Consider the following 23,011-nt stretch of genomic DNA (forward strand, 5'->3'; position numbering starts at 1 on the left):
GGGTGACCCGCTGTGAGCGAGCCTTCCTCCCCGGCGCCCGGTCTCGACCGGCCACGCCGGTCTCGGTCGATCACCGTGCTGCTGCCGGTGCTCGGGCTGATCGCCGTCGCGCTGTGCGGGCTGTTCGTATTCGGCACGGTGACCGAGAAGGTCGGCTTGCCCGCGGTGACGATCGGTGTGCTCGCGGCGCTGGTCCCGGTCGGCGTGGTGGTCACGGCCTTCCTGTGGGTCGACCGCTGGGAACCGGAACCGCCGAAGCTCCTGCTGCTGTCCTTCGTCTGGGGCGCTTGCGTCGCGACGATCATCGCGCTGCTGCTCAACAGTGGCGCCGAGGCCGTCGGTGACCTGCTGCTCGGCACCGGCGCCGGAAGCAAGATCAGCGGACTGGTTTCCGCGCCGCTCGTCGAGGAAGCCGCGAAGGCCGCCTTCATCCTGTTGCTGTGGTGGCGCCGCCCGATCGAGTTCGACGGCGTCGTGGACGGCATCGTCTACGCCGGCTTCACCGCGGCCGGGTTCGCCTTCACCGAGAACATCTATTACTTCGGCCGCGCCTTCGCCGAGCATGGCTTCGGTGACGGCACGAGCGCCGGCGTGCTCGCGGCGTTCTTCCTCCGCGGCGTGCTTTCGCCGTTCACCCATCCGCTGTTCGCCGTCATGACCGGGATCGGGCTCGGCATCGCCGCGAGCAGCAAGGTGCGCTCGTTGCGGATCCTGGCGCCGATCGGCGGCTACGTGGTCGCGGTGCTGCTGCACGCCCTGTGGAACGGCGCCGCGCTGCTCGGCGGCGCCAAGACCTTCCTGAACGTCTACTTCCTGATCATGGTGCCGCTGTTCATCGGGGTCTTCTCGGTGGTGGTCATGCAGCGGCGCCGCGAGCAGCGGATCGTCGCGGCCGCGTTGCCGCTGATGGTCGACGCGCGCTGGATCGCGCCGTCCGAGGTGCCGCTGCTGGCCAGTCTGTCCGGACGGCGGTCGTGGCGGAAACAGGCGCGGAAGCAGTCGGGGCGGGAGGCGGCGAAGGCCGTCGGCCGCTACCAGGCCAGCGTGACCGAGCTCGCGTTCCTGCGGCGTGGCCGGAAGCTCACCGACGAGGCCAAACAGCGGCAGCGTGAGCTGCTCCGGATGCTCAAGACCTCGCGCGCCGAGGCCGTGCGGCTGGCCGACGGCGCGCCACGCGGGTGACCACTGTCAGGTGAAGCTGGTCACGAGGGTCGTTTCAGACACGGGCCGGAGGGTTACCCTCGCGCCGTCGTCTGGTACCCGCGCCCACCGAGCGGGACTGGAACGAGTTGAGGAGTTTTCGCCCATGAGCGTCCACTGGCGCACGCCATGATGAGGCCCGCTCGCCTGGCCGTCGGCGTCGTTTCCGCGGGCCGGGTCGGCAGTGTCGTCGGTGCCGCGCTCTCCAGGGCCGGACACACCGTCGTCGGCGCCTCGGGCCTTTCCAACGCTTCGGTTCGCCGGGCGGAGCAACTGCTCCCCGACGTACCCCTCCTGCCTCCCGACGAGGTCGCCCGCCGCGCCGACCTCGTCCTGCTGGCCCTGCCGGACGACGCGCTCGCGGGGATGGTGCGCGGCCTCGTCGCCACCGGCTCCCTGCGGCCCGGCCAGATCGTCGTGCACACCTCCGGGGCGCACGGCATCGACGTCCTCGCGCCCGCCGCCGAGACCGGGGCGCTGCCGCTGGCCCTGCACCCCGTGATGACCTTCACCGGCCGCGCCGAAGACCTCGACAGGCTGGCCGCGTGCAGCATCGGCGTCACAGCCACAGAGGGTGACGAAGCGGCATGGAACGTCGGTGAGGCGCTGACCGTGGAGATGGGCGCGGAGCCCGTCCGGGTCCCTGACGAAGCGCGAGCGCTCTATCACGCGGCGTTGGCGCACGGCGCGAACCACCTGATGACACTGGTCGCCGATTGCGCGGAATTGTTGCGGGAGGCGGGAATCGCCCAGCCCGAACGCCTGGTGGCTCCGTTGTTGTCGGCGGCGTTGGATAATGTTCTCCGACACGGGGACCGGGCGCTGACCGGGCCGGTGGCCCGTGGTGACCTCGGCACCGTGCGTAAGCATCTCGCGGTGCTGGCCGAACGTGGCCCCGACGTCGCCCCGAGCTATCGCGCGCTGGCCAGGCGCACGCTGGCGCGCGGCGACGCCGCCGGGCTACTGGATGCCTCGGCCGCCGCCGAGCTCACCGAACTCCTGAGTGATCCCGCAGATCCCGCCGAAGGGCAGCAAAACCAGTGACCACACCCAAATTCGCCCGAGGCACGCTGCACACCTTCCAGCCGCCCGAGCAGGTCAGCAAGGTGACGCGTGCCCTGCACGGCGTCGGCCGCAAGGTCGCGCTGGTGCCCACGATGGGCGCCCTGCACGCGGGGCACCGCGAGCTGATCCGCCGGGCGAAGCGACTGCCGAACACGGTCGTCGCGACGTCGATCTTCGTGAATCCCCTGCAGTTCGGGGAGGGCGAGGACTTCGAGGCGTACCCGCGTCCGCTGGACAAGGACCTCGAAGTGCTGAAGGAGGACGGCGTCGAGCTGGGCTTCCTGCCCAAGGCGTCGGATCTGTATCCCGACGGGGCCACCGTCACGGTGCATCCCGGCGCGCTCGGCGACGAGCTGGAAGGCGCGGTGCGGCCGGGGCATTTCGCCGGCGTGCTGACCGTGGTGGCGAAACTGTTCAACATCGTGCGGCCGGACTACGCCTTCTTCGGGGAGAAGGACTACCAGCAGCTGGTGCTGATCAAGAAGATGGTGCGTGACCTGAACTTCGACACCCGTGTCATCGGGGTGCCGACGGTCCGGGAACGCGACGGGCTGGCGTTGTCCTCGCGCAACGTCTACCTGACTCCGGAACAGCGCGAGGACGCGATCGTGTTGTCGGCGGCACTCACCGCGGGTGCCTTCGTCGGACGCGACGGCGCGGAAGCCGTGCTGGCGACCGCCAGGCAGACCCTCTCCGCGCGCCCCGCGGTCGAGGTCGACTATCTGGAATTGAGGGGAACCGACCTCGGGCCCGCGCCCGCGGACGGTGAAGCGCGGTTGCTGATCGCGGCCAGGGTGGGGAGTACCCGGCTGATCGACAACGTCCCGGTGCTGCTCGGCGCGGCCGTCGACCATCCGGGACACGCGCTGGACGCAGGGGAATAAGGAGAGTCCACGATGTACCGCACGATGCTGAAATCGAAGATCCACCGGGCGACGGTCACCCAGGCCGATCTCCACTACGTCGGTTCGGTGACCGTCGACGAGGACCTGATGGACGCGGCGGATCTGCTGCCGGGCGAACAGGTGTCCATTGTGGACGTCACCAATGGCGCGCGGCTCGAGACCTACGTGATCGCGGGCGAACGCGGCAGCGGGGTGCTCGGCATCAACGGTGCCGCGGCGCATCTGGTGCACCCCGGCGATCTGGTGATCCTGATTTCGTACGCGCAGATGGAGAACGCCGAGGCGGCCTCGTTCCGGCCGCGGGTCGTCTTCGTCGACGCGGACAACCGGATCGTCGAGAAGGGCGCCAACCCCGGTCACGCGCCGGAGGGTTCCGGGCTGTTGAGCGGCACCGTGACGCTGGCCGACGACGACACGATGACCTTCCCGGTCGCCGAAACCGCCGACGCCCGCCGTCTCGACGCGCTGCTGCACGCCGAAAGCTGAGCCCTTGCTGCTCACGGTCGACGTCGGCAACACCAACATCGTTCTCGGGCTGTACGCCGGCCAGGAGCTGATCGGCGACTGGCGGATGCGCACCGACGCGCGGATGACCGCCGACGAACTGGCGTTGACCATGCGCGGCCTCCTCGGCTCGCACGCGGACGCGATCACCGGGATCAGCGCGCTGTCCACGGTTCCCGCCGTGCTGCGGGAACTGCGCGTCATGCTTTCGCGCTACTACGGGCGGTTGCCGAAGATCGTCATCGAGCCGGGAGTGCGCACCGGCGTGCCGCTCCTGGTCGACAACCCCAAGGAGGTGGGCGCGGACAGGCTGGTGAACACCCTGGCCGCGCACCATCTGCACCCGTCCACCGCTTGTGTGGTGGTGGATTTCGGGACTTCGACCAATGTGGACGCCATCTCCGCCAAGGGCGAGTTCCTCGGCGGCGCGTTCGCTCCCGGCATCGAGATCTCGGTCGACGCGCTGGCCGCGCGGGCCGCGGCGCTGCGCAAGGTGGAACTGGTGCCACCGCGGTCGGTGATCGGGAAGAACACCGTGGAATGCCTGCAATCCGGCATCCTCTACGGTTTCGCCGGCCAGGTCGACGGCCTGGTGAAACGGATCAAGCGCGAGCTCTCGCCCGGCGGGGCCGATCCGGTCGCGGTGATCGCGACCGGCGGTCTCGCGCCTTTGGTGCTCGAGGAGTCCGAAACGATCACCGAGCACGCGCCGGATCTCACCCTGCTGGGCCTCCGGCTGGTCTACGAGCGCAACCACGCCTCCGCCCGCCCGTGACGAAACCCGTAACTCACGTGATCAGACCCGTAACTCGCGTGATTGGACACGTAACTCACGAGTTACGGCTCCAATCACGCGAGTTACGCCTTCAATCACGCGAGTCACGCTTTCGGTCAGCGGCGTGAGGCGACGATCAGCACCCGCCGCGTCATCAGGTCCTGGTTCCGCAGCGCGAGCTCGATGCTCGCCCGCAGTTTCGCCGGATCCGCGCCGGATTCCGCCGCCAGTTCCGCCACGCGCTCCAGCGAGAGTTCCCCGGTCCGCCGCTGCCGCGCCCGCCAGTCCGCCGTCTCCTCGTAGGACTGGACGTCGAACCCGGCCGCTTCCAGTAGCGGCCGGTGGTCGGGCACCTGCGGCGGCCGGTTCTCCGGCTGCCCTTCGAAGTCCCAGGTCGTGACGAGCAGGCGCCCACCGGGCACGAGGATCCGCGCGAACTCCTCGCAGGCGCGCTGCTTGTCGGGCGCGAACAGCAGCGCGTCGACGCTCATCACCGCGTCGAACGACGCGTCCTCCAGGCCCGTGTCCGAGAAACTGCCGACCTGGAAGTCGGTCGCCTCGACGTCCATCGCCTCCGCGCGACGCCGCGCCGAAGCCAGCGCCGTCTCCGCGATGTCGACGCCGGTGAGTGTCGCGTAGGTGCGCGCGGCTACCCACAGGCCCGGCCCGCCGCGCCCGCAGCCGATGTCGGCCAGCCGGCCGCCCGGTTCCAGTCGTGCCCCGGCCACGATGTCGCGCAGGTCGGTCCGGGTCACGAAGCTGTAGGTGTCCAGTTCGGCGGGGTACTCGTCGCCGTAGACCTCGGCCCAGATCCCAGCCGAGACCGCGGACGCGGGCGCGCCGAACGTCGCCGTGAACGTCGCCTTCCAGTCGGTCATCGTTTACCCGCCCGGAAGACCGTGGTGGTGAGCGGAAGGTCGAATTCCCCCGAGGCGGTTTCCGGGTTCCGGTCGAGGAATTCCCGCGCCGCGCGCAGTTTGGCGGCGCGTTCCGCTTCCGGGGCCACCAGCAGATGCGAATGGGTGGCGATCGTCTCCACCAGGCTTTCCGCCGTCCTGGGCTGTTTGTGGCTGAAAGTCTCCTTCTCGAACGGTTCGAAGGCCTCGTGATCCGGCAGAGATTCGTAGTCGCTCAGCCAGCGCCTGCTCATCGAGCTCTTGATCAGCTTGTTGAACTCCGCCAGCCAGCTCGTCGACTCGTCGTCGTGGTTCCACAGCGCCACAACGACTCCGCCCGGCCTGAGCACCCTGGCCAGCTCCGGATAGGCCCGGTCGAGGTCGAACCAGTGGAACGCCTGCCCGGCGACCACGGCGTCCACGGACTCGTCCGGCAGCGGGATCCGCTCCGCGGCCCCGATGAGCGGGGTCACGGCCGGGAGCGCCTTGGCGAGCTCTTCGAGCATCTGCGCGTCCGGTTCGACCGCGGTGACCGCGACGTCCAGTGCGAGCAGGCCCAGGCTGACCTTGCCGGTGCCCGCACCGAGGTCGAGGACCCGTTCCGGCGTTCCCCTGGCGCCGGCCAGCCCCCAGGCCAGTGCCTTTTCCGGATAGTCCGGCCGATGGGCGGCATAGGCGGCGGCCTTCGCGCCGAACGAAGCGGCGCGGCGGGCGTGCAGTTCGGGTTCGATGCCGGGAGTGGATGAGTTCACGCGAACCAGGTTAATGGACAGAAAACCGGCCGGTCCGGACTCGGAAAAGGTAATCCGGTTGGCGTAGGGAAGCGGCGGGTTCGTACGCTGTGCGCCATGACTGAAATCCCCGCATCCGAGGGCGTGAGCCCCGACGAAGACCTGCCGGAACAGATGCGGGTGCGCCGGGACAAGCGCGACCGGATAATCGCGGAGGGTATCGATCCGTATCCGGTCGAGGTGCCCCGGACGCACTCGCTGGCCGAAGTGCGCGAGAAGCATTCCGGTCTTCCTGCCGACACCGCCACCGGCGAGATCGTCGGCGTCACCGGCCGGGTCATGTTCATGCGCAATACCGGCAAACTGTGTTTCGCGAGTCTCCGTGAAGGCGACGGCACCGAGTTGCAGGCGATGATCAGCCTCGCGAAGGTGGGCGCGGACGCGCTCGCGGCGTGGAAGTCCGATGTCGATCTCGGCGATCACGTATTCGTCGAGGGCGAGGTCATCACCTCCAAGCGCGGTGAGCTTTCCGTGATGGCCGACTCATGGCGGATCACGTCGAAAGCATTGCGCCCGTTGCCGGTGATGTACAAAGAGCTGGCCGAGGAAACGCGGATCCGGCAGCGTTATGTCGATCTGATCGTGCGTCCCAAGGCGCGGGACGTGGTCCGTACCCGGGCCGGTGTGCTGCGTTCCCTGCGTGACTCGTTTCACGGCCGGGGATTCCTCGAGGTCGAGACCCCGATGCTGCAAACGCTGCACGGCGGCGCGGCGGCGCGGCCATTCGTCACACATTCGAATGCCTTCGACCTCGACCTCTACTTGAGGATCGCACCGGAGCTGTACCTCAAGCGTTGCGTGGTCGGCGGTATCGAGAAGGTCTTCGAGATCAACCGGAACTTCCGGAACGAGGGCAGCGACTCGTCCCACTCGCCGGAGTTCGCGATGCTCGAGTACTACGAAGCGTATGCGACCTATGACTCCAATGCGGTGATGACGCGCCAGCTCATCCAGGAGGCGGCGCAGAACGTTCTCGGTACTCAGGTGGTCACTCTCGCCGACGGTTCGGAGTACGACCTCTCCGGCGAGTGGACCACGCTCGGAATGTACGAGTCGCTGTCCGGGGCGTTGTCGGAAGAGGTCACTCCCGAGACATCGGCGGACAAGCTGCGTTCCTATGCCGAAGCGCGAGAGCTGGAGCTCGACCCAAAGTTAGGCCATGGCAAACTCGTCGAAGAACTTTGGGAACATCTCGTCGGAGATCATCTCCACGAACCCACTTTTGTCCGTGATTTTCCGGTCGAGACATCCCCGCTGACCAGGCAACATCGCAGCAAGCCGGGGGTGGCCGAGAAGTGGGATCTGTACGTGCGCGGATTCGAACTGGCCACCGGATACTCCGAGCTCGTCGATCCCGTGGTGGAGCGTCAGCGTCTGGTGGAACAGGCTCGGCTGGGTGCGCAGGGTGATAGTGAGGCCATGAACCTGGATGAGGATTTCCTCCGTGCGCTGGAGTACGGAATGCCGCCGAGCGGTGGTGTCGGAATGGGGATCGACCGGTTGCTGATGGCGCTGACCGGCCTTGGTATCCGGGAGACCATCCTCTTCCCGCTCGTCCGACCCGAATAACCCGTCCGCGTGACAGATACCTCGATCGTTCTCGTAAACAAGATTTGCGTTATGTCTCGGTAGCGGGTATTAATGTCGCTAGACAAAGTCTTCTGTCCGGGGCATGCCCCGTACCAGATCATTCGTGTAAGCCCCCAGCAGGAGGAAACAGATGGCACAGAAGGTGCTCGTCTCTCTCGTCGACGACCTCGACGGCACTGAGGCGGAAGAGACCGTCGAGTTCGGTTTGGACGGTGTGAGCTACCAGATCGACCTTTCCGCGGAAAACGCGGAAGAGCTTCGTGACGCGCTGGCCCAGTATGTGGAGCACGCCCGCCGCGCGGGTGGCCGTAAGCGCACCGCCATTCGTCCGGTCGCCGGCGTGAAGGCCGCCGCCCGCCCCGCGACCGTGGACCGCGAGCAGAACCAGGCCATTCGCGCCTGGGCCCGCAAGAACGGCTTCCAGGTTTCCGACCGTGGACGTATCCCGTCCGAGGTCGTGGAGGCCTACCACAAGAAGAACTGAGGTCTTTCAGACTCGAACGCCGCCGGGAAACTGTTCCCGGCGGCTTTCTTGTTCTTGTACACGGTTCAAGCGGGCGTACTCGGTGGGCGCCCATCCGGTCACGGAGCGGAAATCCCGGATGAAGTGGGCTTGGTCGCTATAGCCCAGCGTGAACGCCAGTTCCGCGTAGTCCGGCCGATCCTCGGCGGCGATCCGTGCCGCCGCCTCGTTCAATCGGTACACCTGAATCGCCCATTTGGGGGCGGCGCCGACATGTTCGGCGAACAGGCGTTGCAGGCTTCGCTGAGACAGGCCCGTTCGGCTTGACAGCTCGCCGACTCTGGTAATGGCCGGATCGGCCGCGATTGTTTCGACCGCTTCGATGGCCGACCTGGCCGCGGCGGTGAGCACGGGATCTCCTCCGAGGAGCAGTTCCTCGCACCGGCGGACCATTTCGAAGTCGTTCGTCGCATTCCGTACCGATTCCGTCACCGATCCGGCGCCGGGGAAGAGATCGGTGAGCGGAACGGAACCGCCGGAGATCATCGTGACCGGGGCGGTGAGGAATGCCCGGAAAGCCCCCGGCCGGAATCGCACGCCGATACCGTGGTCGATGCCCGCGATGGTGCGGCGGAAAGGTCGTTTCCCGGGACCGAACGCACCTTCCGCGTGGCGGAAGAACGTGACGTTCACCGCGAGATTGGGCAGTACCACCTGTTCGTGGGGCGGACGGCCGCTCAGATCCCAGCGCAGCACCCAGTGGTGGTCGACGAACGGGCGCAGCCCCGGCGCGGGCGGATACCGCACAAGGCTGAACTTCGCCTGCCGCGCGTTGACGATCCCCGCCGGGATCCGGTGCCCGTTCACCCCCTCAACCTAACCCTGTCGCGTTTCTTCAAGACGGTGCGCGGGTTCCTGTGAACTCATACCCCCATGTCCGAACACGCTGCCCTGATCGCCCCCGCCGCCGCGGAATTCGCCGGAATCCTGCGCGGGATCGGCGAGACCGACCTCGCCGCCCGCACGCCGTGCGCCGAATACGACGTCCGCGCCCTGCTGAACCACCTTCTCTACTGGGGCCCCTGGCTCGAAGCCGCCGGGCGCAAGGCGCCGTCGCCCGAGGTCTCCTCCGGCGAGGCGGACGCGGGGCTCGTCGGCGACGGATGGCTCGGTGACATCGAGAAGCAGACCGCGCGGCTCGTGGACGTCTTCGGGACGCCCGAGGCGTGGCAGGGGCAGACCACCTTCGGCGGCAACCCGATGCCCGCGTCGATGGCCGGCTACATGGTGCTGGACGAGTTCGTCTTCCACGCCTGGGACCTCGCCAAGGCGACCGGCGCGGAGCTCACCGTTCTCCCCGAAGTCGCCGACGCCGTGTACGCCATCGCGCTGGAGATCGGCGACCAGGCGCGGGCGATGAAGGTGTACGGCGACGAAGTGACCGTCGCGGAAGGCGCGACGACGTTCGAACGCGCCTTGGGCGCGACGGGCCGGAATCCCGCCTGGACCCCTTAACGGATTCGCGGACAGCCGCCGCATTCCGATTCCGCGGGCAGCAGATAGGAGAAACAGCAGCTTTCGCGGTTTCTCGTCCACTCGCGGCGGCCGTCGGCTCCCGGAGCCGACGTCAGCTTCGACGCCGACGTCAGCGGCGGGAACCGCGATTCGAGGACCAGCGCGGCGTCCGCGATCCCGGCGCCCTCGGCCTCCGGGGTCCCGCCCAGCCGTCCCGCCGACCACAGCGCGTTGTCGAGCGCGTCCGTGGCGGCCGCCCACAGCTGCCGCCGCCCGAGCCTCGTCATCGGCCCGTAGACGTCGATGAACAGGCTCGCGTGGGCGACGAACCTGCCCCGCAGCACGGTGCCCAGTGTCCGTTCGTCCGGGGCGACGACGGCCCTGGGATGTGCCGATCCCGGGTCCGTCGGCAGGCAGTGGAAGCCGCCGCCGAGGACGGCGACCGAGTCCGGATGCGGCCGGTCGCCGCCGATTCGGAACGCCAGCGCGGACGGCGCCAGCGAGGGGACGCGGCGTTCGTGGTGCAGCAGCATCGCGCCGGCGAAGGCCGGGACGTGCAGATACCAGGACAGGATCCAGCTCGCCGGGGTCCGCTCGGGGATTCCGGTCGCCTCCGGATACGTCTCGGTCAGCCAGCCGGTGAGCCGCTCCCGCCAGCGCACGAGCCGGGCTGGTTCGTCGAGTAGATCGTCGCAGCGGACCCAGTCCGGCTCCCCGTCCGGCACGTCTCCGCGGAGCCGGGCGTCCTCGGGCATCCTGGAGAGGGAGGCCCTGAGCCCGTCCGCCGGGAACGCGAGCGCGTAGCGTTGGGACACACCGGCCCTCCCGTCATTAGGTTCGCCTTACCTTACATGTGCTCCGTGTACTCCGGACGGGTGTCCATTCACACGGCGGACCCGTGTTCGCGCTCAGCGGACAACGCCCTTCCGGCGGAATCCGGACGCTTGTCCGCACGTTGTGCTTGACGTAAAGGTGCAGGGCAACCGGAAGATGAAAGAGCGCACGGCCCGAGAACGGGCCGGGCGCGAACGGGCCGCAATCAGCCGTAGTGGTACGCCAGCGCGACCGCGTGGCTACTAGAGTGGTCTCACGGTGCTGAATCCATCGCGGTGAAAGCACGATGGAAACGGGCCGCCGTCGCAGCAGTCGAGGGAGTGCACATGTTTGAGAGGTTCACCGACCGCGCGAGGCGGGTGGTCGTCCTGGCCCAAGAAGAAGCCAGGATGCTCAACCACAACTACATCGGCACCGAGCACATCCTCCTGGGTCTGATCCACGAGGGTGAAGGTGTCGCCGCCAAGGCGCTGGAATCGCTGGGCATCGCGCTGGAGGGCGTCCGCCAACAGGTCGAGGAGATCATCGGCCAGGGGCAGCAGGCCCCGAGCGGGCACATCCCCTTCACTCCGCGGGCCAAGAAGGTGCTTGAGCTGTCGCTGCGCGAAGCGCTGCAGCTCGGCCACAACTACATCGGCACCGAGCACATCCTGCTCGGGCTCATCCGCGAGGGCGAAGGCGTCGCCGCACAGGTGCTCGTCAAGCTCGGCGCGGACCTCAACCGGGTGCGTCAGCAGGTCCTGCAGCTGCTGTCGGGCTACCAGGGTGGCAAGGAGTCGACCGAGACCGGCTCCGGACGCGGTGAAGGCACCCCGTCGTCGTCGCTGGTGCTCGACCAGTTCGGCCGCAACCTGACCGTGCAGGCCCGCGAAGGCAAGCTCGACCCGGTCATCGGCCGCGGTAAAGAGATCGAGCGGGTCATGCAGGTGCTGTCGCGGCGCACCAAGAACAACCCGGTCCTGATCGGTGAGCCCGGCGTCGGCAAGACCGCCGTCGTCGAGGGGCTCGCGCAGAACATCGTCAAGGGCGAGGTGCCCGAGACGCTGAAGGACAAGCAGCTCTACACCCTCGACCTCGGCTCCCTGGTCGCCGGTTCCCGGTACCGCGGTGACTTCGAAGAGCGCCTCAAGAAGGTGCTCAAGGAGATCAAGACCCGCGGCGACATCATCCTGTTCATCGACGAGCTGCACACGCTCGTCGGCGCGGGTGCCGCCGAGGGCGCGATCGACGCCGCGTCGATCCTGAAGCCGATGCTGGCCCGTGGTGAGCTGCAGACGATCGGCGCGACCACCCTCGAGGAGTACCGCAAGTACATCGAGAAGGACGCCGCGCTGGAGCGCCGCTTCCAGCCGATCCAGGTCGGCGAGCCGTCGCTCGAGCACACGATCGAGATCCTGAAGGGTCTCCGCGACCGGTACGAGGCGCACCACCGCGTCTCGATCACCGACGGCGCGCTGGTGCAGGCGGCCACCCTCGCGGACCGCTACATCAACGACCGCTTCCTCCCGGACAAGGCGATCGACCTGATCGACGAGGCCGGTGCCCGGATGCGCATCCGCCGCATGACCGCGCCGCCGGACCTGCGCGAGTTCGACGAGAAGATCGCCGACGTGCGCAGGGACAAGGAGTCCGCGATAGACGCGCAGGACTTCGAGCGCGCCGCCCGCCTCCGTGACGAGGAGAAGACCCTCCTCGGCCAGAAGGGTGAGCGGGAGAAGCAGTGGAAGGACGGCGACCTCGACGTCGTCGCCGAGGTCGACGAGGAGCAGATCGCCGAGGTCCTCGCCAACTGGACCGGCATCCCGGTGTTCAAGCTCACCGAGGAGGAGACCACGCGTCTGCTCCGCATGGAGGACGAGCTGCACAAGCGGATCATCGGCCAGGAGGACGCCGTCAAGGCCGTCTCCCAGGCGATCCGCCGCACCCGTGCCGGCCTGAAGGACCCGAAGCGCCCCTCCGGCTCGTTCATCTTCGCCGGTCCGTCCGGTGTCGGTAAGACCGAGCTGTCCAAGGCGCTCGCGGCGTTCCTGTTCGGCGAGGACGACGCGCTCATCCAGATCGACATGGGCGAGTTCCACGACCGCTACACCGCTTCGCGGCTCTTCGGTGCCCCTCCGGGCTACGTCGGCTACGAAGAGGGCGGCCAGCTGACCGAGAAGGTGCGGCGCAAGCCGTTCTCGGTGGTGCTGTTCGACGAGATCGAGAAGGCCCACCAGGAGATCTACAACACGCTCCTGCAGGTCCTCGAAGACGGCCGTCTCACCGACGGCCAGGGTCGTACGGTCGACTTCAAGAACACCGTGCTCATCTTCACCTCGAACCTGGGTACCTCGGACATCTCCAAGTCCGTCTCGCTCGGGTTCTCGCAGGGAGGCGACACCGCCAACCGGTACGAGAAGATGAAGCAAAAGGTCAACGAGGAAATGAAGAAGCATTTCCGGCCTGAGTTCCTGAACCGGATCGACGACATCATCGTCTTCCACCAGCTGACCAAGGACCAGATCATCCAGATGGTCGATCTGATGGCCGCCCGGGTCGAGAAGCAGCTCAAGGCCAAGGACATGGAGCTCGAGCTCACGCCCAAGGCCAAGGCGCTGCTCGCCAAGCGCGGCTTCGACCCGGTGCTGGGCGCGCGGCCGCTGCGCCGCACGATCCAGCGCGAGATCGAGGACCAGCTGTCGGAGAAGATCCTGTTCGGCGAGATCCAGGCCGGCCAGATCATCCTGGTCGACGTCGAAGGCTGGAACGACGAAGAGGGCGAGAAGGACGACAAGGCGCACTTCGTCTTCCGTGGCGAAGCCCGGCCCTCGTCGGTCCCGGACGCCCCGCCGGTGAGCATCGGTGCCGGCTCGACCGAAGAGAACGGTGAAGCCGAGGGCGAGTAAAGCCCAGTCGGTTCCGGAAGTGCCCGTCGCGGGTTTGCCGCGGCGGGCACTTCCGCGTTCGCGCCTCCCGATCACGCGAGTTACGTGCCCAATCACGTGAGTTACGCGCTCAATCACGTGAGTTACGCGCCTAATCACGCGAGTTCGGCGTCTAGTCACGCGAGTTCGCCTTTTCCTCACAGAGGGCCGGCGCGCGTGGATGGCGAACTCGCGTGATCAGGGACGTAACTCGCGTGATCAGGGACGTAACTCGCGTGATTGGACGCGGAACTCGCGTGATCAGAGGCGGAACTCGCGTGATCGGGGGGCGTGAGACGATGCCTTCGGGTCCGGGAGGGGGTCAGGTGGACGTTCTGGCGATCGATTTCGGTACCTCCAGCACGGTGGGGGTGCTTTCGATCCACGGCAGGGGGACGCAGGTCGTCGAGATCGACGGGTCGGTGACGATGTCGTCCGCGATCTACGTCGACAAGGACGGCACCGTCTTCGTCGGCCGCGACGCCGAACGCCGGGCGCGGCTGGATCCGAGCCGGTTCGAGGCGAATCCGAAGCGGCGCATCGACGAGGGCGCTCTCCAGCTCGGTGAGGTCACGCTGCCCATCGCCGACGCCTTCGCGGCGGTCCTGCGCCGGGTTGGCGAAGAGGCCGAGCTGCTCCTTCAGCGCCTGCCCGCGCAGGTGCGGATCTCCCATCCCGCGGGCTGGGGCCCGGATCGCAAGCAGATCCTCCGCGACGCCGCGCTCAAGGCCGGTTTTCCCACGACGGTGCTCATTCCCGAGCCGGTCGCCGCGGCCGCGCATTACGCCTCCCTCAACCACGGTCAGCGGCCGCCCGGTCCGATCGCGGTGTACGACCTCGGGGCGGGCACCTTCGACTGCGCGGTCGTCGGTGTCAGCGCACAGGGGTTCGCCGTGCTCGCCGAGGACGGCCTGCCCGATCTCGGCAGTCTGGACATCGACCAGGCGCTGCTGGTGCACATCGGCCGTGAGGTGTCGCATTCCGAACCCGCGCGGTGGCAACGGATCCTGCGTCCGCAGTCGGTCAGCGACCGCCGGACGCGCCGGTCGTTGCTGCAGGATGTCCGCGACGCCAAGGAAAGCCTGTCCCGGCACCAGCAGACCGAGATCCCGATGCCGGAGCCGTTCGGCGACGTGCGGGTGACGCGGACGGAGCTCGAAGCGCTCGTCCGGCCGAGTTTCCTGCGCAGCGCCGAGCTGCTGGCCACCACGATTCGCCGCGCCGGGCTGTCGCCGGACCGGCTCGGCGGCGTCTACCTCGTCGGCGGGCCGAGCCGGATGCCGTTGCTGGCGAGCCTGCTGGCGAATCAGCTCAGGATCGCGCCGACCACGCAGGATCAGCCGGAGACGGCGGTCGCGTTCGGGCTGCACCACGTGCCCGCGGGCGGCGAGGATTCCCAGCTGACCGTGCCCGCCTTCGCGCCGGTCGCGCCGCCGGTGCGGCAACAGCCCGTGCAGCCACAACCCATGCAACAACAGCCGCGCCGCCCGCAGCCGCCGCGCTGGACGCCGCCTCCACCCCCGCCGGGCCGGAGCTGGCAGAAGCCCACGACGTACGGCGTCATCGTGCTCGCCCTCGCGGCGATAGTGACGACGATCGTCCTGCTCACCGGCGACGAGGAAGCGCCGGTCGCCGGACCGGCCCCGGCGAAACCGGTGAGCTGCGATCAGCCGGGGACGAAGGACGCGCAGGGCTTCACGGACTGCCTCCGCCGGATCGCCGCGGTCGTCCCGAAGGGGGACGACTGCCGGGAGGCGCCGGACGCGGCCGCCACGGTGGGGGCGTCGTCGGCGGTCACCTGTGTGTTCTCCGGCGACAAGGCGTCGAACGCGATCAACTACTACCAGGGCGTCGCGATGACCGGTCTGGAGGACGGCGTCCGGCAGCGGATGACCAAGGGCAAGCCCGTGGAGGGCACTTGGGCGGCCGACGGGCTCCATGGGCGCTACTTGGCGGGCGCGGGCAAGCGAAGCGGCATCGTGCTCTTCGGGACCGAAGACGCGCCGTTGAGCGCGATGCTCGTATCGACGCGCAGCGACGGCACCTCGCGCACGACCGCGGAGATGGTCGAGTTCTTCACCGCACAGCTCAAGCCCTGATCAGTGCAGGGTGCCCGCCGGGGTCGCGAGATCCTCGGTCACCGAAAGCGCGGTGTCCACGATGATCTCCAGTGCCTCCGCCGCACGGTGCACGGCCAGGCTCGGCGCGGTCGTCCGCGCGGCCTGTTCCGGCGTGTACGGCACGTGCACGAAACCGCCGCGTACACCGGGAAAGTCGTTGTCCAGCAAGTGCATCAGCCCGTAGAAGACCTGGTTGCACACGTATGTCCCGGCGGTGTGCGAGACCGACGCGGGAAGTCCGGCGTGCTCGATCCCCGCGACACACGCTTTCACCGGCAGAGTGGTGAAGTACGCGTTGGGCCCGCCGGGGATCACCGGGACGTCGACGGGTTGTGAGCCCGCGTTGTCCGGGATGCGGGCGTCGATCAGGTTGATCGCGACGCGTTCCGGGGTGACGCCGGCGCGGCCGCCCGCCTGTCCGACGCAGATCACCAGTTCCGGCCGGTACTCGTCGATCGCGTCGCGCAAGGTGACCAGCGAACGCGAGAACACGCACGGCAGTTCGACGGCCACGGCGTCGTGCCGACGGCCGGTGAGCAGGGAAACCGCCTGCAACGACGGGTTCACCCGCTCACCGCCGAACGGTTCGAAACCGGTGAGGAGCACTGACGTCATGCCCTCACCCTAACGTGTGACGACGGTCAGGCAGCGGGCTTGAGGTCCCCGGGGTAGAGGAACTCGGGCGCCGGTTTGGTGCTGCCGTAGAACCACGCGTCGAAGAAGCCCTGGAGGTCCTTGTGCGCGACGCGTTCGGCGAACTTCTGGAACTCCGGCAGGCTCGCGTTGCCGTCGCGGTGGATGGCGGGCCACGTCTTCAGGATGCGGTCGAACGGCGCCGCGCCGATGTAGTTCTTCAGCGCGTGCAGCGCCACCGGGCCCTTCGAGTAGACGTATGTGAACTCGTTGCCGGGCCCCATGTCGTACAGTTTCCCGGCCCAGAACCGGTCCGTCGCCTTCCGCACGGCGGTCAGGTAGCGCGCCTTGAGGTCCTGCCCCGACTTCGCCTCGGACCAAAGCCATTCCGCGTACGAGGCGAAGCATTCGTTGAGGCAGACGTCCTTCCACTTGTCGACGGCGACCGAGTCGCCCCACCACTGGTGGGCGTTCTCGTGCACGATCGTCGGGACGTTGCCCGCCGCGCCCGAGTAGATCGGCCTGCTCAGCGTCTCCAGGGAGAAGCCGATCGGTTCGGCGAGGAAGATGCCGCCCGCCGCGTCCACCGGGTAGCGCCCGAACTTCGACGCCAGGAAGTCGATGATCTCCGGCAGCCGCGCCTCGGCCTGCTTCGTCGCCGCGGGGGTGCCGGGGGCGTAGGCGTTGACGACCGGGGTGCCGTCGGACAGCTTCGTCCGCTCGAACTCCCATTTGTCGATCGCGACCGTCGTCATGTACGGCACGGCCGGGGTCTCTTCGGCCCAGGCGTACGTGGTGTTCTTCCCCGAAGCGAACCGCCCGCGCTCGCGGCCGTTCGAGATGACGCCCCATTCCGAGGGAACGGTGACCGCGAGGTGGAAGGTCGCCTTGTCCCGCGGGGTGTCGTTGACCGGGTACCAGGTGGTCGCGGACTTCGGCTCGCCCGCGACGAACGCGCCGCCGGATTTCGCGTACTGCCAGCCGTTCTCGCCCAGCGACGGATCCTCGATCGGCTGCGGGACGCCGTGGTAGGCGATCTCGGCGGTGAACCGCTCGTGGTTCCGCAGCGACCGCGCCGGGGTGATCACGAGTTCGTGGTCACCGGTGCGGGTGAAGGTCGCCTTTCGCCCGTTGACCTTGACCGAGTCGACGGTGAGCCCGCGCAGGTCGAGGTTGAACGAACTCAGCGCCTGGGTGGTCCGGCCGGTGATCGTCTGGAAGCCGGTGAGCTGCTTGGTGGCGGGCTCGTAGCCGATTTTCAGGTTGTAGTCGCCGACGTCGTAGCCGCCGTTGCCGTCCTGCGGGTAGTAGCCGTCGCCCGCGCCGTCGGCGCCGGGTTTCCCGGTGTCGGCGACGGCGGTCCCGCCGCCGAGGACACTCGCGGCCAGAACGGCGGCGATGACGGCCGCACTCCGGTACCTCATTCGCGCTCCCAGTCGATCGGCTGTGACTCGATCACGAACGTAGCGCCGTGACCTCGGCCGTCCGCCCGGAAAGATCCTTCGTGCCCGGATAATCCCCACTTCCGTCGCCTGGTTGCGGCTTCTGGAAAGCTGGGGTCGTGCGTGTGACGCTGCTGGGCCCGGTCGGAGCGGAGGCCGGTGACGGCACCCCGGTCGACATCGGCGGTGCCCGCCTCCGCATGCTCCTGGCCAGGCTCGCGCTGGACGCCGGTCGCGCGGTCCCGGCGACCGCCCTCATCGACGGTCTCTGGGGCGCGGAACCGCCGGCCGACGCGGCGAACGCGTTGCAGTCGCTGGTTTCGCGGTTGCGCAAGGTCCTGCGTGCCGATGGTGTCGCTCTCGACTCCGGCCCTGGCGGCTACCGGCTGGACGTCGCCCGCGAGGACGTCGACGTGTTCCGCTTCGAACGGCTGGCGGCGGAGGGCCGCGCGGAGCTGGCGGCGGGCCGGGACGCGGGTGCGGCCGCGGTCCTCGCCGAAGCGCTCGGCTTCTGGCGTGGTCAAGCGCTGTCCGACGTGCTCGAAGCCCCTTTCGCCCAGGCACCGGCGACCCGGCTGGAGGATCTGCGGCTCGAAGCCGCCGAAGATCGCTTCGAAGCGGAGATCCGGCTCGGTGGGCACGGCCGGGTGCTGGCGGATCTGAAGGAGGCGGCCGCGCGGAATCCGCTGCGTGAGCGGCTCGCCGGGCTGTGGATCCGGGCGTTGTGCGCGGCGGACCGGCAGTCCGACGCCCTCGCCGTCTACGAGGAGGTCCGCGCGGCGCTGGCCGATCAGCTCGGTGTCGACCCGTCGGCCGAACTCCAGGAGATCCATCTCGCCGCGTTGCGCGGTGAGCTCGGCCCGCCGCCCGCGGCCGCCGACCACCTTCCGGTCCGGCTGACCAGTTTCGTCGGCCGTGACGACGAGTTGAAGCTGGTCGCGGAGCTCCTCGCGGGTGCGCGGCTGGTGACGCTCGTCGGGTCCGGCGGCGCCGGGAAGACGCGGCTGGCCACCGAGGTCGCGACGCGGCATCCGGCGCACGCGCGCGGACGCGTCTGGTTCGTGCCGCTCGCCGTCGACCGCGACCCCGGCGACCTGCCCGGCGCGGTCTTCGCCGCGCTGGAGCTGTGGGATCTCGGCCTTTCGCACGGCGGCGATCCGATGCGGCGCCCGGTGGACGCGCTGGCCAGGGTCGTGGAGACACTCGGCGCCGGCGAGTCGGTGCTGGTGCTGGACAACTGCGAGCATCTGGTCGACGCGGCCGCGGAGCTGGCGAACACCCTGCTGCGGCGCGTGCCGACGCTGCGTATCCTCGCGACGAGCCGCGAGGCGCTGGCCATCGACGGCGAGACGCTGTGCCCGCTCGGCCCGCTGTCCGTTCCGGAGGGGACGCCGACCGTCCCGAAGGCGGCCGAGGCGGGCGCGATCCGGCTGTTCGTCGACAGGGCGGTGGCCGTGCGCCCGGACTTCCTCCTCGACGAGTCCACTGTGGACGCCGTCGCGCAGATCTGCCGTCGGCTCGACGGCATGCCGCTGGCACTGGAACTGGCCGCCGCGCGGCTGCGGTCGATGACCGTCGCGCAGATTTCGCAGCGTCTCGACGACCGGTTCCGCCTGTTGACCTCGGGCAGCCGGACGGCGTTGCCGAGGCAGCGCACGCTGCGTGCCGTCGTCGAGTGGAGCTGGGATCTGCTCGACGACGCCGAGCGCGTGCTCGCCAGGCGGCTTTCGGTCTTCGGGGCGGGTGCCGAGGTCGAAGCCGTCGAAGGGGTCTGCGCCGGAGACGGCCTGGCCGCCGAAGACGTCCTGTACGTCCTCGGTTCGCTCGTCGAGAAGTCCATTGTGGACGCGATGACCGGCGATCACGGCGAGCCGCGGTACCGCATGCTGGAGACCATCCGGGCGTACGCGGCGGAACGGCTCGACGAGGCCGAAGAGCGAGCACAGCTCACGAAGGCTTATCACCGTTACTACGCCCAGCTCGCCGAGCGGCTGGAGCCGATGCTGCGGACCGCGGATCAGCTCGTCGCCATCTCCCGCTACGACGCGGAACACGGCAACATCGTGACAGCGCTTCGCCAGGCCATCGACGCGGGCGACGCGGAAATGGCGACGCGCCTGTTCGGCAACACCTTCTGGTACTGGCTGGTCAAGGGCGACAGCGACCGGGTCGAGTCCTTCGTCGCCGAAGTGCTCGGTTTCGGCGACCGGCTGGAGGAGGACTTCGCCGCCGCGTTCCGGGCGATGGGTGAGATCACCTCGATGGTGCCGGGAGCCGGCGACCGCGAAGCCGTGCGGGAACTCATCGAAGACTGCGTGCGGACGAACGCGTACACCCGGTTCGCCGGGCTGGCCATCGGCCTGCCGATGCTGGCCTTCTTCAGCCAGAACAAGGAACTCGCGCATCGCGAGGTCGAGAGGGCGCTGGCGAGCCCGGACCCGTGGGCCAGGTCGGCGGGGTCGTGGGCGTACAGCTTCATCCTCGCCGACGACGGCGACCCCGAGGGCGCGGACAGGGCAAGGGACAGGGCCTACGAAGGGTTCACGGCCGTGGGCGACCGCTGGGGCACCGCGATGGCCGTTGGCATGAAGGCGAGCGACATCTCGATGTCGGGCGATCACGACGCCGCGCTCGCGCTGTACCGGCGGGGCCTCGACCTCGCACTCGAACTGGGGTCCCAGGACGACGTGATCCAGCAGCGCTGGCGGCTCGCGACGGAGTACGCGCGGGCCGGTGACCTCGACACGGCGATGCGCGAGATGCGCGACGCGGAGCGCTACGCGATCGACACGGGCAACGACCAGCTCGCGGTGATGGTGCTGGTGGGGAAGGCCGATCTGCTCTGCCGCGCCGGACGCGTCGACGAGGCACGCGCGGTCGGCGTCCGGTTCCGGGAACTGATGGCGACGGTGCCGATGCCGGGCATGTTCGGTGATGAGTACGGCGGATACATCGACACGGAGATCGCGCTGGCCGCCGGAGATCTGGACGGCGCCGGACGCGGTGCCGCGATCGTCGTGAAGTCCACCGCGGAACGCGGCGACATGCCCGACCTCGCGCGGATCGTCGAGGTCTGCGGGCTGATCCGGTTCCGGCAGGGGCGGCCTGAGGCGGCTGTCCGGCTGCTCGGCGCGGCGAAACTGCTGCGCGGCAGGCAGGACCTCGGGGAACCCGGGATCCGGCAGCTCATCGACGACCTTCGCGAGCATTTCGGCGAGGAGCGCTACGAAGAGCTGCTCGTGCAGGACGCCGGCCTGTCGCGTCCGGACCTGGTCTCCTGGATCACCGCCGAAGTGGGGTCGTGAGTGGCGTTTCGGGTTCTAGCAGTCCTCACCACTCACGAGACGCGAGGATGAGTGGGCGGCTCGTTCAGTGCTTCCGGCGGTCCGGCGTCGAGCTCTTATGTCGTGAAGGGCCCCTTTGAGACCTTCAACGTCTCAAAGGGGCCCTTCACGACATCCCCACGGACCGTGACCACTCACGCAAGCGTCTGACTGGAAGTCCTTCACGGACTCGAGCCTGAGAGCAACCGCAGCCGGAGCCCACATAGGTACCTAAGACACCCTTGGCCCTAACCCCCTGACCCCCGTCAGACGCGCTTCCGGTAAGCCCACGTGGCGAGCGGGAAGAAGACCGCGATCGCGGCCGCCATCCAGATCAGCGCCCCGGTCAGCGGACCGGCGATCGGACCGCCGTTCATCAGCCCGCGCAGCACGTCGGACATCTGCGTCACCGGACTGATGTCGGCCCACGCCTTCAGCCAGCCGGGCATGGTGCTCGTCCCCACGAACACGTTGCTGCCGAAGGTCAGCGGCATCAGCACCACGAACATCAGGCCCTGCACCGCGCCGGGGCTCTTCACCAGCATCCCGACGAACACCGAAGCCCAGCAGAACGCCAGCGCGAACGCGATGACGAGCACGATCGCCAGCGCGAACTCGGCCGGTCCGGTCTGGATCCGGTAACCCATGATCGTCGCGACGACCATCAGCACGACCAGGCACACCAGGTACCGCACGATGTCGGCCAGTACGGCGCCGATCAGCGGCGCGGACCGGGCGATCGGCATGGCCCGGAACCGGTCGAACACGCCCTTGGTGACGTCGGTGTTCAGCTGGACGCCGACGGTCATGCTGGCCTGCAGGATGTTGAACACCATGATGCCGGGCACGACGTTCTGGAGGTAGCTCTCCGTACTGCCCATGATCGCGCCACCGAACAGGTAGACGAACATGACCAGGAAGATGATCGGCGCGATGGTGACGTCGGCCAGCTGTTCCGGGTTCTTACGGATCTTCAGGACCCCGCGCCAGGCAAGGGAAAGCCCGTGCCGCACGCTGCTCGACGGTGAAACATGCCGTGGTGGTGCGGGCATCGCGATGGTCGTCATACCAGGCTCCCTTCCGGAGTCGTGTCCTTTGTGGACTCGTCGGTCTTCTTGCCGGTCAGCGCGAGGAACACCTCGTCGAGGCTGGGCAGCCGCAGCGCCAGCTCGTCCGCGGTGATCCCGGCTTCGTCCAGCTTGCGGACCAAGGTGGACAGCAGGACGGGGTCGGCGACGGGCGCGGTGAGCAGCCCGGTGTCGTCGTCCCGGTTCGGCCGGGTCCCGGTGAGCCCGGCCAGGATGCGCTCGACGGCGTCGAGGTCGGCGAGCGCGCTCGGCCGGACCTGCAGCGTCTGGCCGCCGGTCCGCCGCTTGAGGTCGTCGGCCCGCCCGTTCGCCACGACCTTCCCGTGGTCGAACACGGTGATCGTGTCGGCCAGCTGATCGGCCTCCTCCAGGTACTGCGTGGTGAGCAGCACCGTCGTGCCGTCCGCGACCAGCGTCCGGACCACCGCCCAGACCTCGTTGCGGGCGTGCGGGTCGAGCCCGGTGGTCGGCTCGTCCAGGTACAGCACCTTGGGACGGCCGACCAGGCTCGCGGCGAGGTCGAGCCGCCGCCGCATCCCGCCCGAGTAGGTCTTGATCGCACGCCCGGCGGCGCCGGTCAGCTCGAACCGCTCCAGCAGCTCGGCCGCGCGCTTCTTCGCGTCCGCCCTCGAGAACTCCAGCAGCCTGCCGATCAGCACGAGGTTCTCCGTACCGGAAAGGTCCTCGTCGACCGACGCGTACTGCCCGGTCAGCCCGATCATGCTCCGGACCGCCATCGGGTTCTTGACGACGTCGTAGCCGAAGACGCTCGCGTGGCCGCGGTCCGGCCGGATCAAGGTGGCCAGGATCCGGACGGCGGTCGTCTTCCCCGCGCCGTTCGGCCCCAGCACCCCGACCACCTTGCCGGCCGGGACCTCCAGATCGACCCCGTCGAGCGCCTTCGTCTCCCCATAGTGTTTGACCAGGCCCTCGGCCCTGATCGCGTGAGTCATCGTTTCCTCCT

General features: G+C 68.6%; 19 protein-coding genes. 11 read left to right on the forward strand and 8 right to left on the reverse strand.

Translation table 11 applies throughout. From position 1 onward, the window contains the following. Nucleotides 1–12: 12 nt before the first annotated feature. From DMH03_RS07600 to DMH03_RS07620, 5 genes are all read left to right on the forward strand, one after another. Nucleotides 13–1,182 (forward strand): PrsW family intramembrane metalloprotease, encoded by a 1,170-nt coding sequence (locus DMH03_RS07600; protein WP_125791204.1) that lies wholly within the window; start codon nt 13–15, stop codon nt 1,180–1,182. 147 nt (nt 1,183–1,329) lie between these two features. Continuing rightward, nucleotides 1,330–2,244 carry a Rossmann-like and DUF2520 domain-containing protein gene (locus tag DMH03_RS07605; RefSeq protein ID WP_125791205.1) on the forward strand — a complete coding sequence of 305 codons (915 nt, stop codon included), beginning with the start codon at nt 1,330–1,332 and terminating at the stop codon, nt 2,242–2,244. Continuing rightward, nucleotides 2,241–3,149, forward strand: a complete 909-nt coding sequence (panC, locus tag DMH03_RS07610) for a pantoate--beta-alanine ligase (RefSeq protein WP_125791206.1) — start codon at nt 2,241–2,243, stop codon at nt 3,147–3,149. Before DMH03_RS07605 ends, panC begins: the two co-directional genes overlap by 4 nt. Nucleotides 3,150–3,161: 12 nt before the next feature. After that, the gene (panD, locus tag DMH03_RS07615; protein WP_125683507.1) at nt 3,162–3,656 is read left to right on the forward strand and encodes an aspartate 1-decarboxylase; all 495 of its coding nucleotides are present in this window, start codon (nt 3,162–3,164) and stop codon (nt 3,654–3,656) included. 4 nt (nt 3,657–3,660) lie between these two features. Continuing rightward, a complete protein-coding gene (locus DMH03_RS07620) occupies nt 3,661–4,449 on the forward strand; it encodes a type III pantothenate kinase (RefSeq protein WP_125791207.1) in 789 nt (262 codons plus the stop codon). 116 nt (nt 4,450–4,565) lie between these two features. On the opposite strand, the gene DMH03_RS07625 is transcribed toward DMH03_RS07620, so the two are convergent. Further along, nucleotides 4,566–5,327, reverse strand: coding sequence for a class I SAM-dependent methyltransferase (locus DMH03_RS07625; RefSeq protein ID WP_125791208.1), 762 nt, complete (start codon nt 5,325–5,327; stop codon nt 4,566–4,568). Beyond that, on the reverse strand, nt 5,324–6,097 hold the full coding sequence (locus DMH03_RS07630; protein ID WP_125791209.1) for a class I SAM-dependent methyltransferase: 774 nt from the start codon (nt 6,095–6,097) through the stop codon (nt 5,324–5,326). The genes DMH03_RS07625 and DMH03_RS07630 overlap by 4 nt, the downstream gene beginning before the upstream one ends. Nucleotides 6,098–6,193: 96 nt before the next feature. On the opposite strand from DMH03_RS07630, the gene lysS reads away from it, so the two are divergent. Together lysS and DMH03_RS07640 are read left to right on the forward strand one after the other, a co-directional pair. Further along, the gene (gene lysS / locus DMH03_RS07635) at nt 6,194–7,705 is read left to right on the forward strand and encodes a lysine--tRNA ligase (RefSeq protein WP_125791210.1); all 1,512 of its coding nucleotides are present in this window, start codon (nt 6,194–6,196) and stop codon (nt 7,703–7,705) included. Between the two features lie 151 nt (nt 7,706–7,856). Next, nucleotides 7,857–8,210 carry an Lsr2 family protein gene (locus DMH03_RS07640; protein ID WP_005165380.1) on the forward strand — a complete coding sequence of 118 codons (354 nt, stop codon included), beginning with the start codon at nt 7,857–7,859 and terminating at the stop codon, nt 8,208–8,210. A 6-nt stretch (nt 8,211–8,216) separates the two neighbouring features. On the opposite strand, the gene DMH03_RS07645 is transcribed toward DMH03_RS07640, so the two are convergent. Further along, on the reverse strand, nt 8,217–9,056 hold the full coding sequence (locus DMH03_RS07645; RefSeq protein WP_125791211.1) for a helix-turn-helix domain-containing protein: 840 nt from the start codon (nt 9,054–9,056) through the stop codon (nt 8,217–8,219). Between the two features lie 66 nt (nt 9,057–9,122). Here DMH03_RS07645 and DMH03_RS07650 point away from each other — a divergent pair, with 66 nt between their 5' ends. Next, complete coding sequence (locus DMH03_RS07650) at nt 9,123–9,704, forward strand: TIGR03086 family metal-binding protein (RefSeq protein ID WP_125791212.1); 582 nt, start codon at nt 9,123–9,125, stop codon at nt 9,702–9,704. On the opposite strand, the gene DMH03_RS07655 is transcribed toward DMH03_RS07650, so the two are convergent. After that, a complete protein-coding gene (locus DMH03_RS07655) occupies nt 9,701–10,459 on the reverse strand; it encodes a (2Fe-2S)-binding protein (RefSeq protein WP_125791595.1) in 759 nt (252 codons plus the stop codon). The genes DMH03_RS07650 and DMH03_RS07655 overlap by 4 nt on opposite strands. A 405-nt stretch (nt 10,460–10,864) precedes the next feature. On the opposite strand from DMH03_RS07655, the gene DMH03_RS07660 reads away from it, so the two are divergent. Both DMH03_RS07660 and DMH03_RS07665 read left to right on the forward strand, forming a co-directional pair. Next, the gene (locus tag DMH03_RS07660) at nt 10,865–13,423 is read left to right on the forward strand and encodes an ATP-dependent Clp protease ATP-binding subunit (RefSeq protein ID WP_125791213.1); all 2,559 of its coding nucleotides are present in this window, start codon (nt 10,865–10,867) and stop codon (nt 13,421–13,423) included. A gap of 344 nt (nt 13,424–13,767) precedes the next feature. Beyond that, on the forward strand, nt 13,768–15,540 hold the full coding sequence (locus tag DMH03_RS07665) for an Hsp70 family protein (RefSeq protein ID WP_125791214.1): 1,773 nt from the start codon (nt 13,768–13,770) through the stop codon (nt 15,538–15,540). On the opposite strand, the gene pcp is transcribed toward DMH03_RS07665, so the two are convergent. Together pcp and DMH03_RS07675 are read right to left on the reverse strand one after the other, a co-directional pair. After that, the gene (pcp, locus tag DMH03_RS07670; RefSeq protein ID WP_125791215.1) at nt 15,541–16,176 is read right to left on the reverse strand and encodes a pyroglutamyl-peptidase I; all 636 of its coding nucleotides are present in this window, start codon (nt 16,174–16,176) and stop codon (nt 15,541–15,543) included. Nucleotides 16,177–16,202: 26 nt separating this feature from the next. Further along, nucleotides 16,203–17,618 (reverse strand): M1 family metallopeptidase, encoded by a 1,416-nt coding sequence (locus DMH03_RS07675; RefSeq protein WP_125791216.1) that lies wholly within the window; start codon nt 17,616–17,618, stop codon nt 16,203–16,205. A gap of 137 nt (nt 17,619–17,755) precedes the next feature. Between DMH03_RS07675 and DMH03_RS07680 the strand changes: the two genes are divergently transcribed. Then, a complete protein-coding gene (locus DMH03_RS07680; RefSeq protein ID WP_125791217.1) occupies nt 17,756–20,941 on the forward strand; it encodes a BTAD domain-containing putative transcriptional regulator in 3,186 nt (1,061 codons plus the stop codon). 284 nt (nt 20,942–21,225) lie between these two features. On the opposite strand, the gene DMH03_RS07685 is transcribed toward DMH03_RS07680, so the two are convergent. Further along, nucleotides 21,226–22,026, reverse strand: a complete 801-nt coding sequence (locus DMH03_RS07685; RefSeq protein WP_125791218.1) for an ABC transporter permease — start codon at nt 22,024–22,026, stop codon at nt 21,226–21,228. Further along, nucleotides 22,023–23,000, reverse strand: coding sequence for an ATP-binding cassette domain-containing protein (locus tag DMH03_RS07690; RefSeq protein ID WP_125791219.1), 978 nt, complete (start codon nt 22,998–23,000; stop codon nt 22,023–22,025). The genes DMH03_RS07685 and DMH03_RS07690 overlap by 4 nt, the downstream gene beginning before the upstream one ends. Nucleotides 23,001–23,011 lie beyond the last annotated feature (11 nt).

It is taken from the genome of Amycolatopsis sp. WAC 01376, from assembly GCF_003947415.1.
GTDB lineage: Bacteria > Actinomycetota > Actinomycetes > Mycobacteriales > Pseudonocardiaceae > Amycolatopsis.

What these genes read in the sequence shown, in the direction of transcription:
- DMH03_RS07625 (WP_125791208.1), bottom strand. Translation starts at nt 5,327, where the DNA reads ATGACCGACTGGAAGGCGACGTTCACGGCGACGTTCGGCGCGCCCGCG.
- DMH03_RS07660 (WP_125791213.1), top strand. Translation starts at nt 10,865, where the DNA reads ATGTTTGAGAGGTTCACCGACCGCGCGAGGCGGGTGGTCGTCCTGGCC.
- DMH03_RS07690 (WP_125791219.1), bottom strand. Translation starts at nt 23,000, where the DNA reads ATGACTCACGCGATCAGGGCCGAGGGCCTGGTCAAACACTATGGGGAG.
- DMH03_RS07685 (WP_125791218.1), bottom strand. Translation starts at nt 22,026, where the DNA reads ATGACGACCATCGCGATGCCCGCACCACCACGGCATGTTTCACCGTCG.
- DMH03_RS07650 (WP_125791212.1), top strand. Translation starts at nt 9,123, where the DNA reads ATGTCCGAACACGCTGCCCTGATCGCCCCCGCCGCCGCGGAATTCGCC.
- DMH03_RS07605 (WP_125791205.1), top strand. Translation starts at nt 1,330, where the DNA reads ATGATGAGGCCCGCTCGCCTGGCCGTCGGCGTCGTTTCCGCGGGCCGG.
- DMH03_RS07655 (WP_125791595.1), bottom strand. Translation starts at nt 10,459, where the DNA reads ATGCCCGAGGACGCCCGGCTCCGCGGAGACGTGCCGGACGGGGAGCCG.
- panD (WP_125683507.1), top strand. Translation starts at nt 3,162, where the DNA reads ATGTACCGCACGATGCTGAAATCGAAGATCCACCGGGCGACGGTCACC.
- pcp (WP_125791215.1), bottom strand. Translation starts at nt 16,176, where the DNA reads ATGACGTCAGTGCTCCTCACCGGTTTCGAACCGTTCGGCGGTGAGCGG.
- DMH03_RS07675 (WP_125791216.1), bottom strand. Translation starts at nt 17,618, where the DNA reads ATGAGGTACCGGAGTGCGGCCGTCATCGCCGCCGTTCTGGCCGCGAGT.
- DMH03_RS07640 (WP_005165380.1), top strand. Translation starts at nt 7,857, where the DNA reads ATGGCACAGAAGGTGCTCGTCTCTCTCGTCGACGACCTCGACGGCACT.
- lysS (WP_125791210.1), top strand. Translation starts at nt 6,194, where the DNA reads ATGACTGAAATCCCCGCATCCGAGGGCGTGAGCCCCGACGAAGACCTG.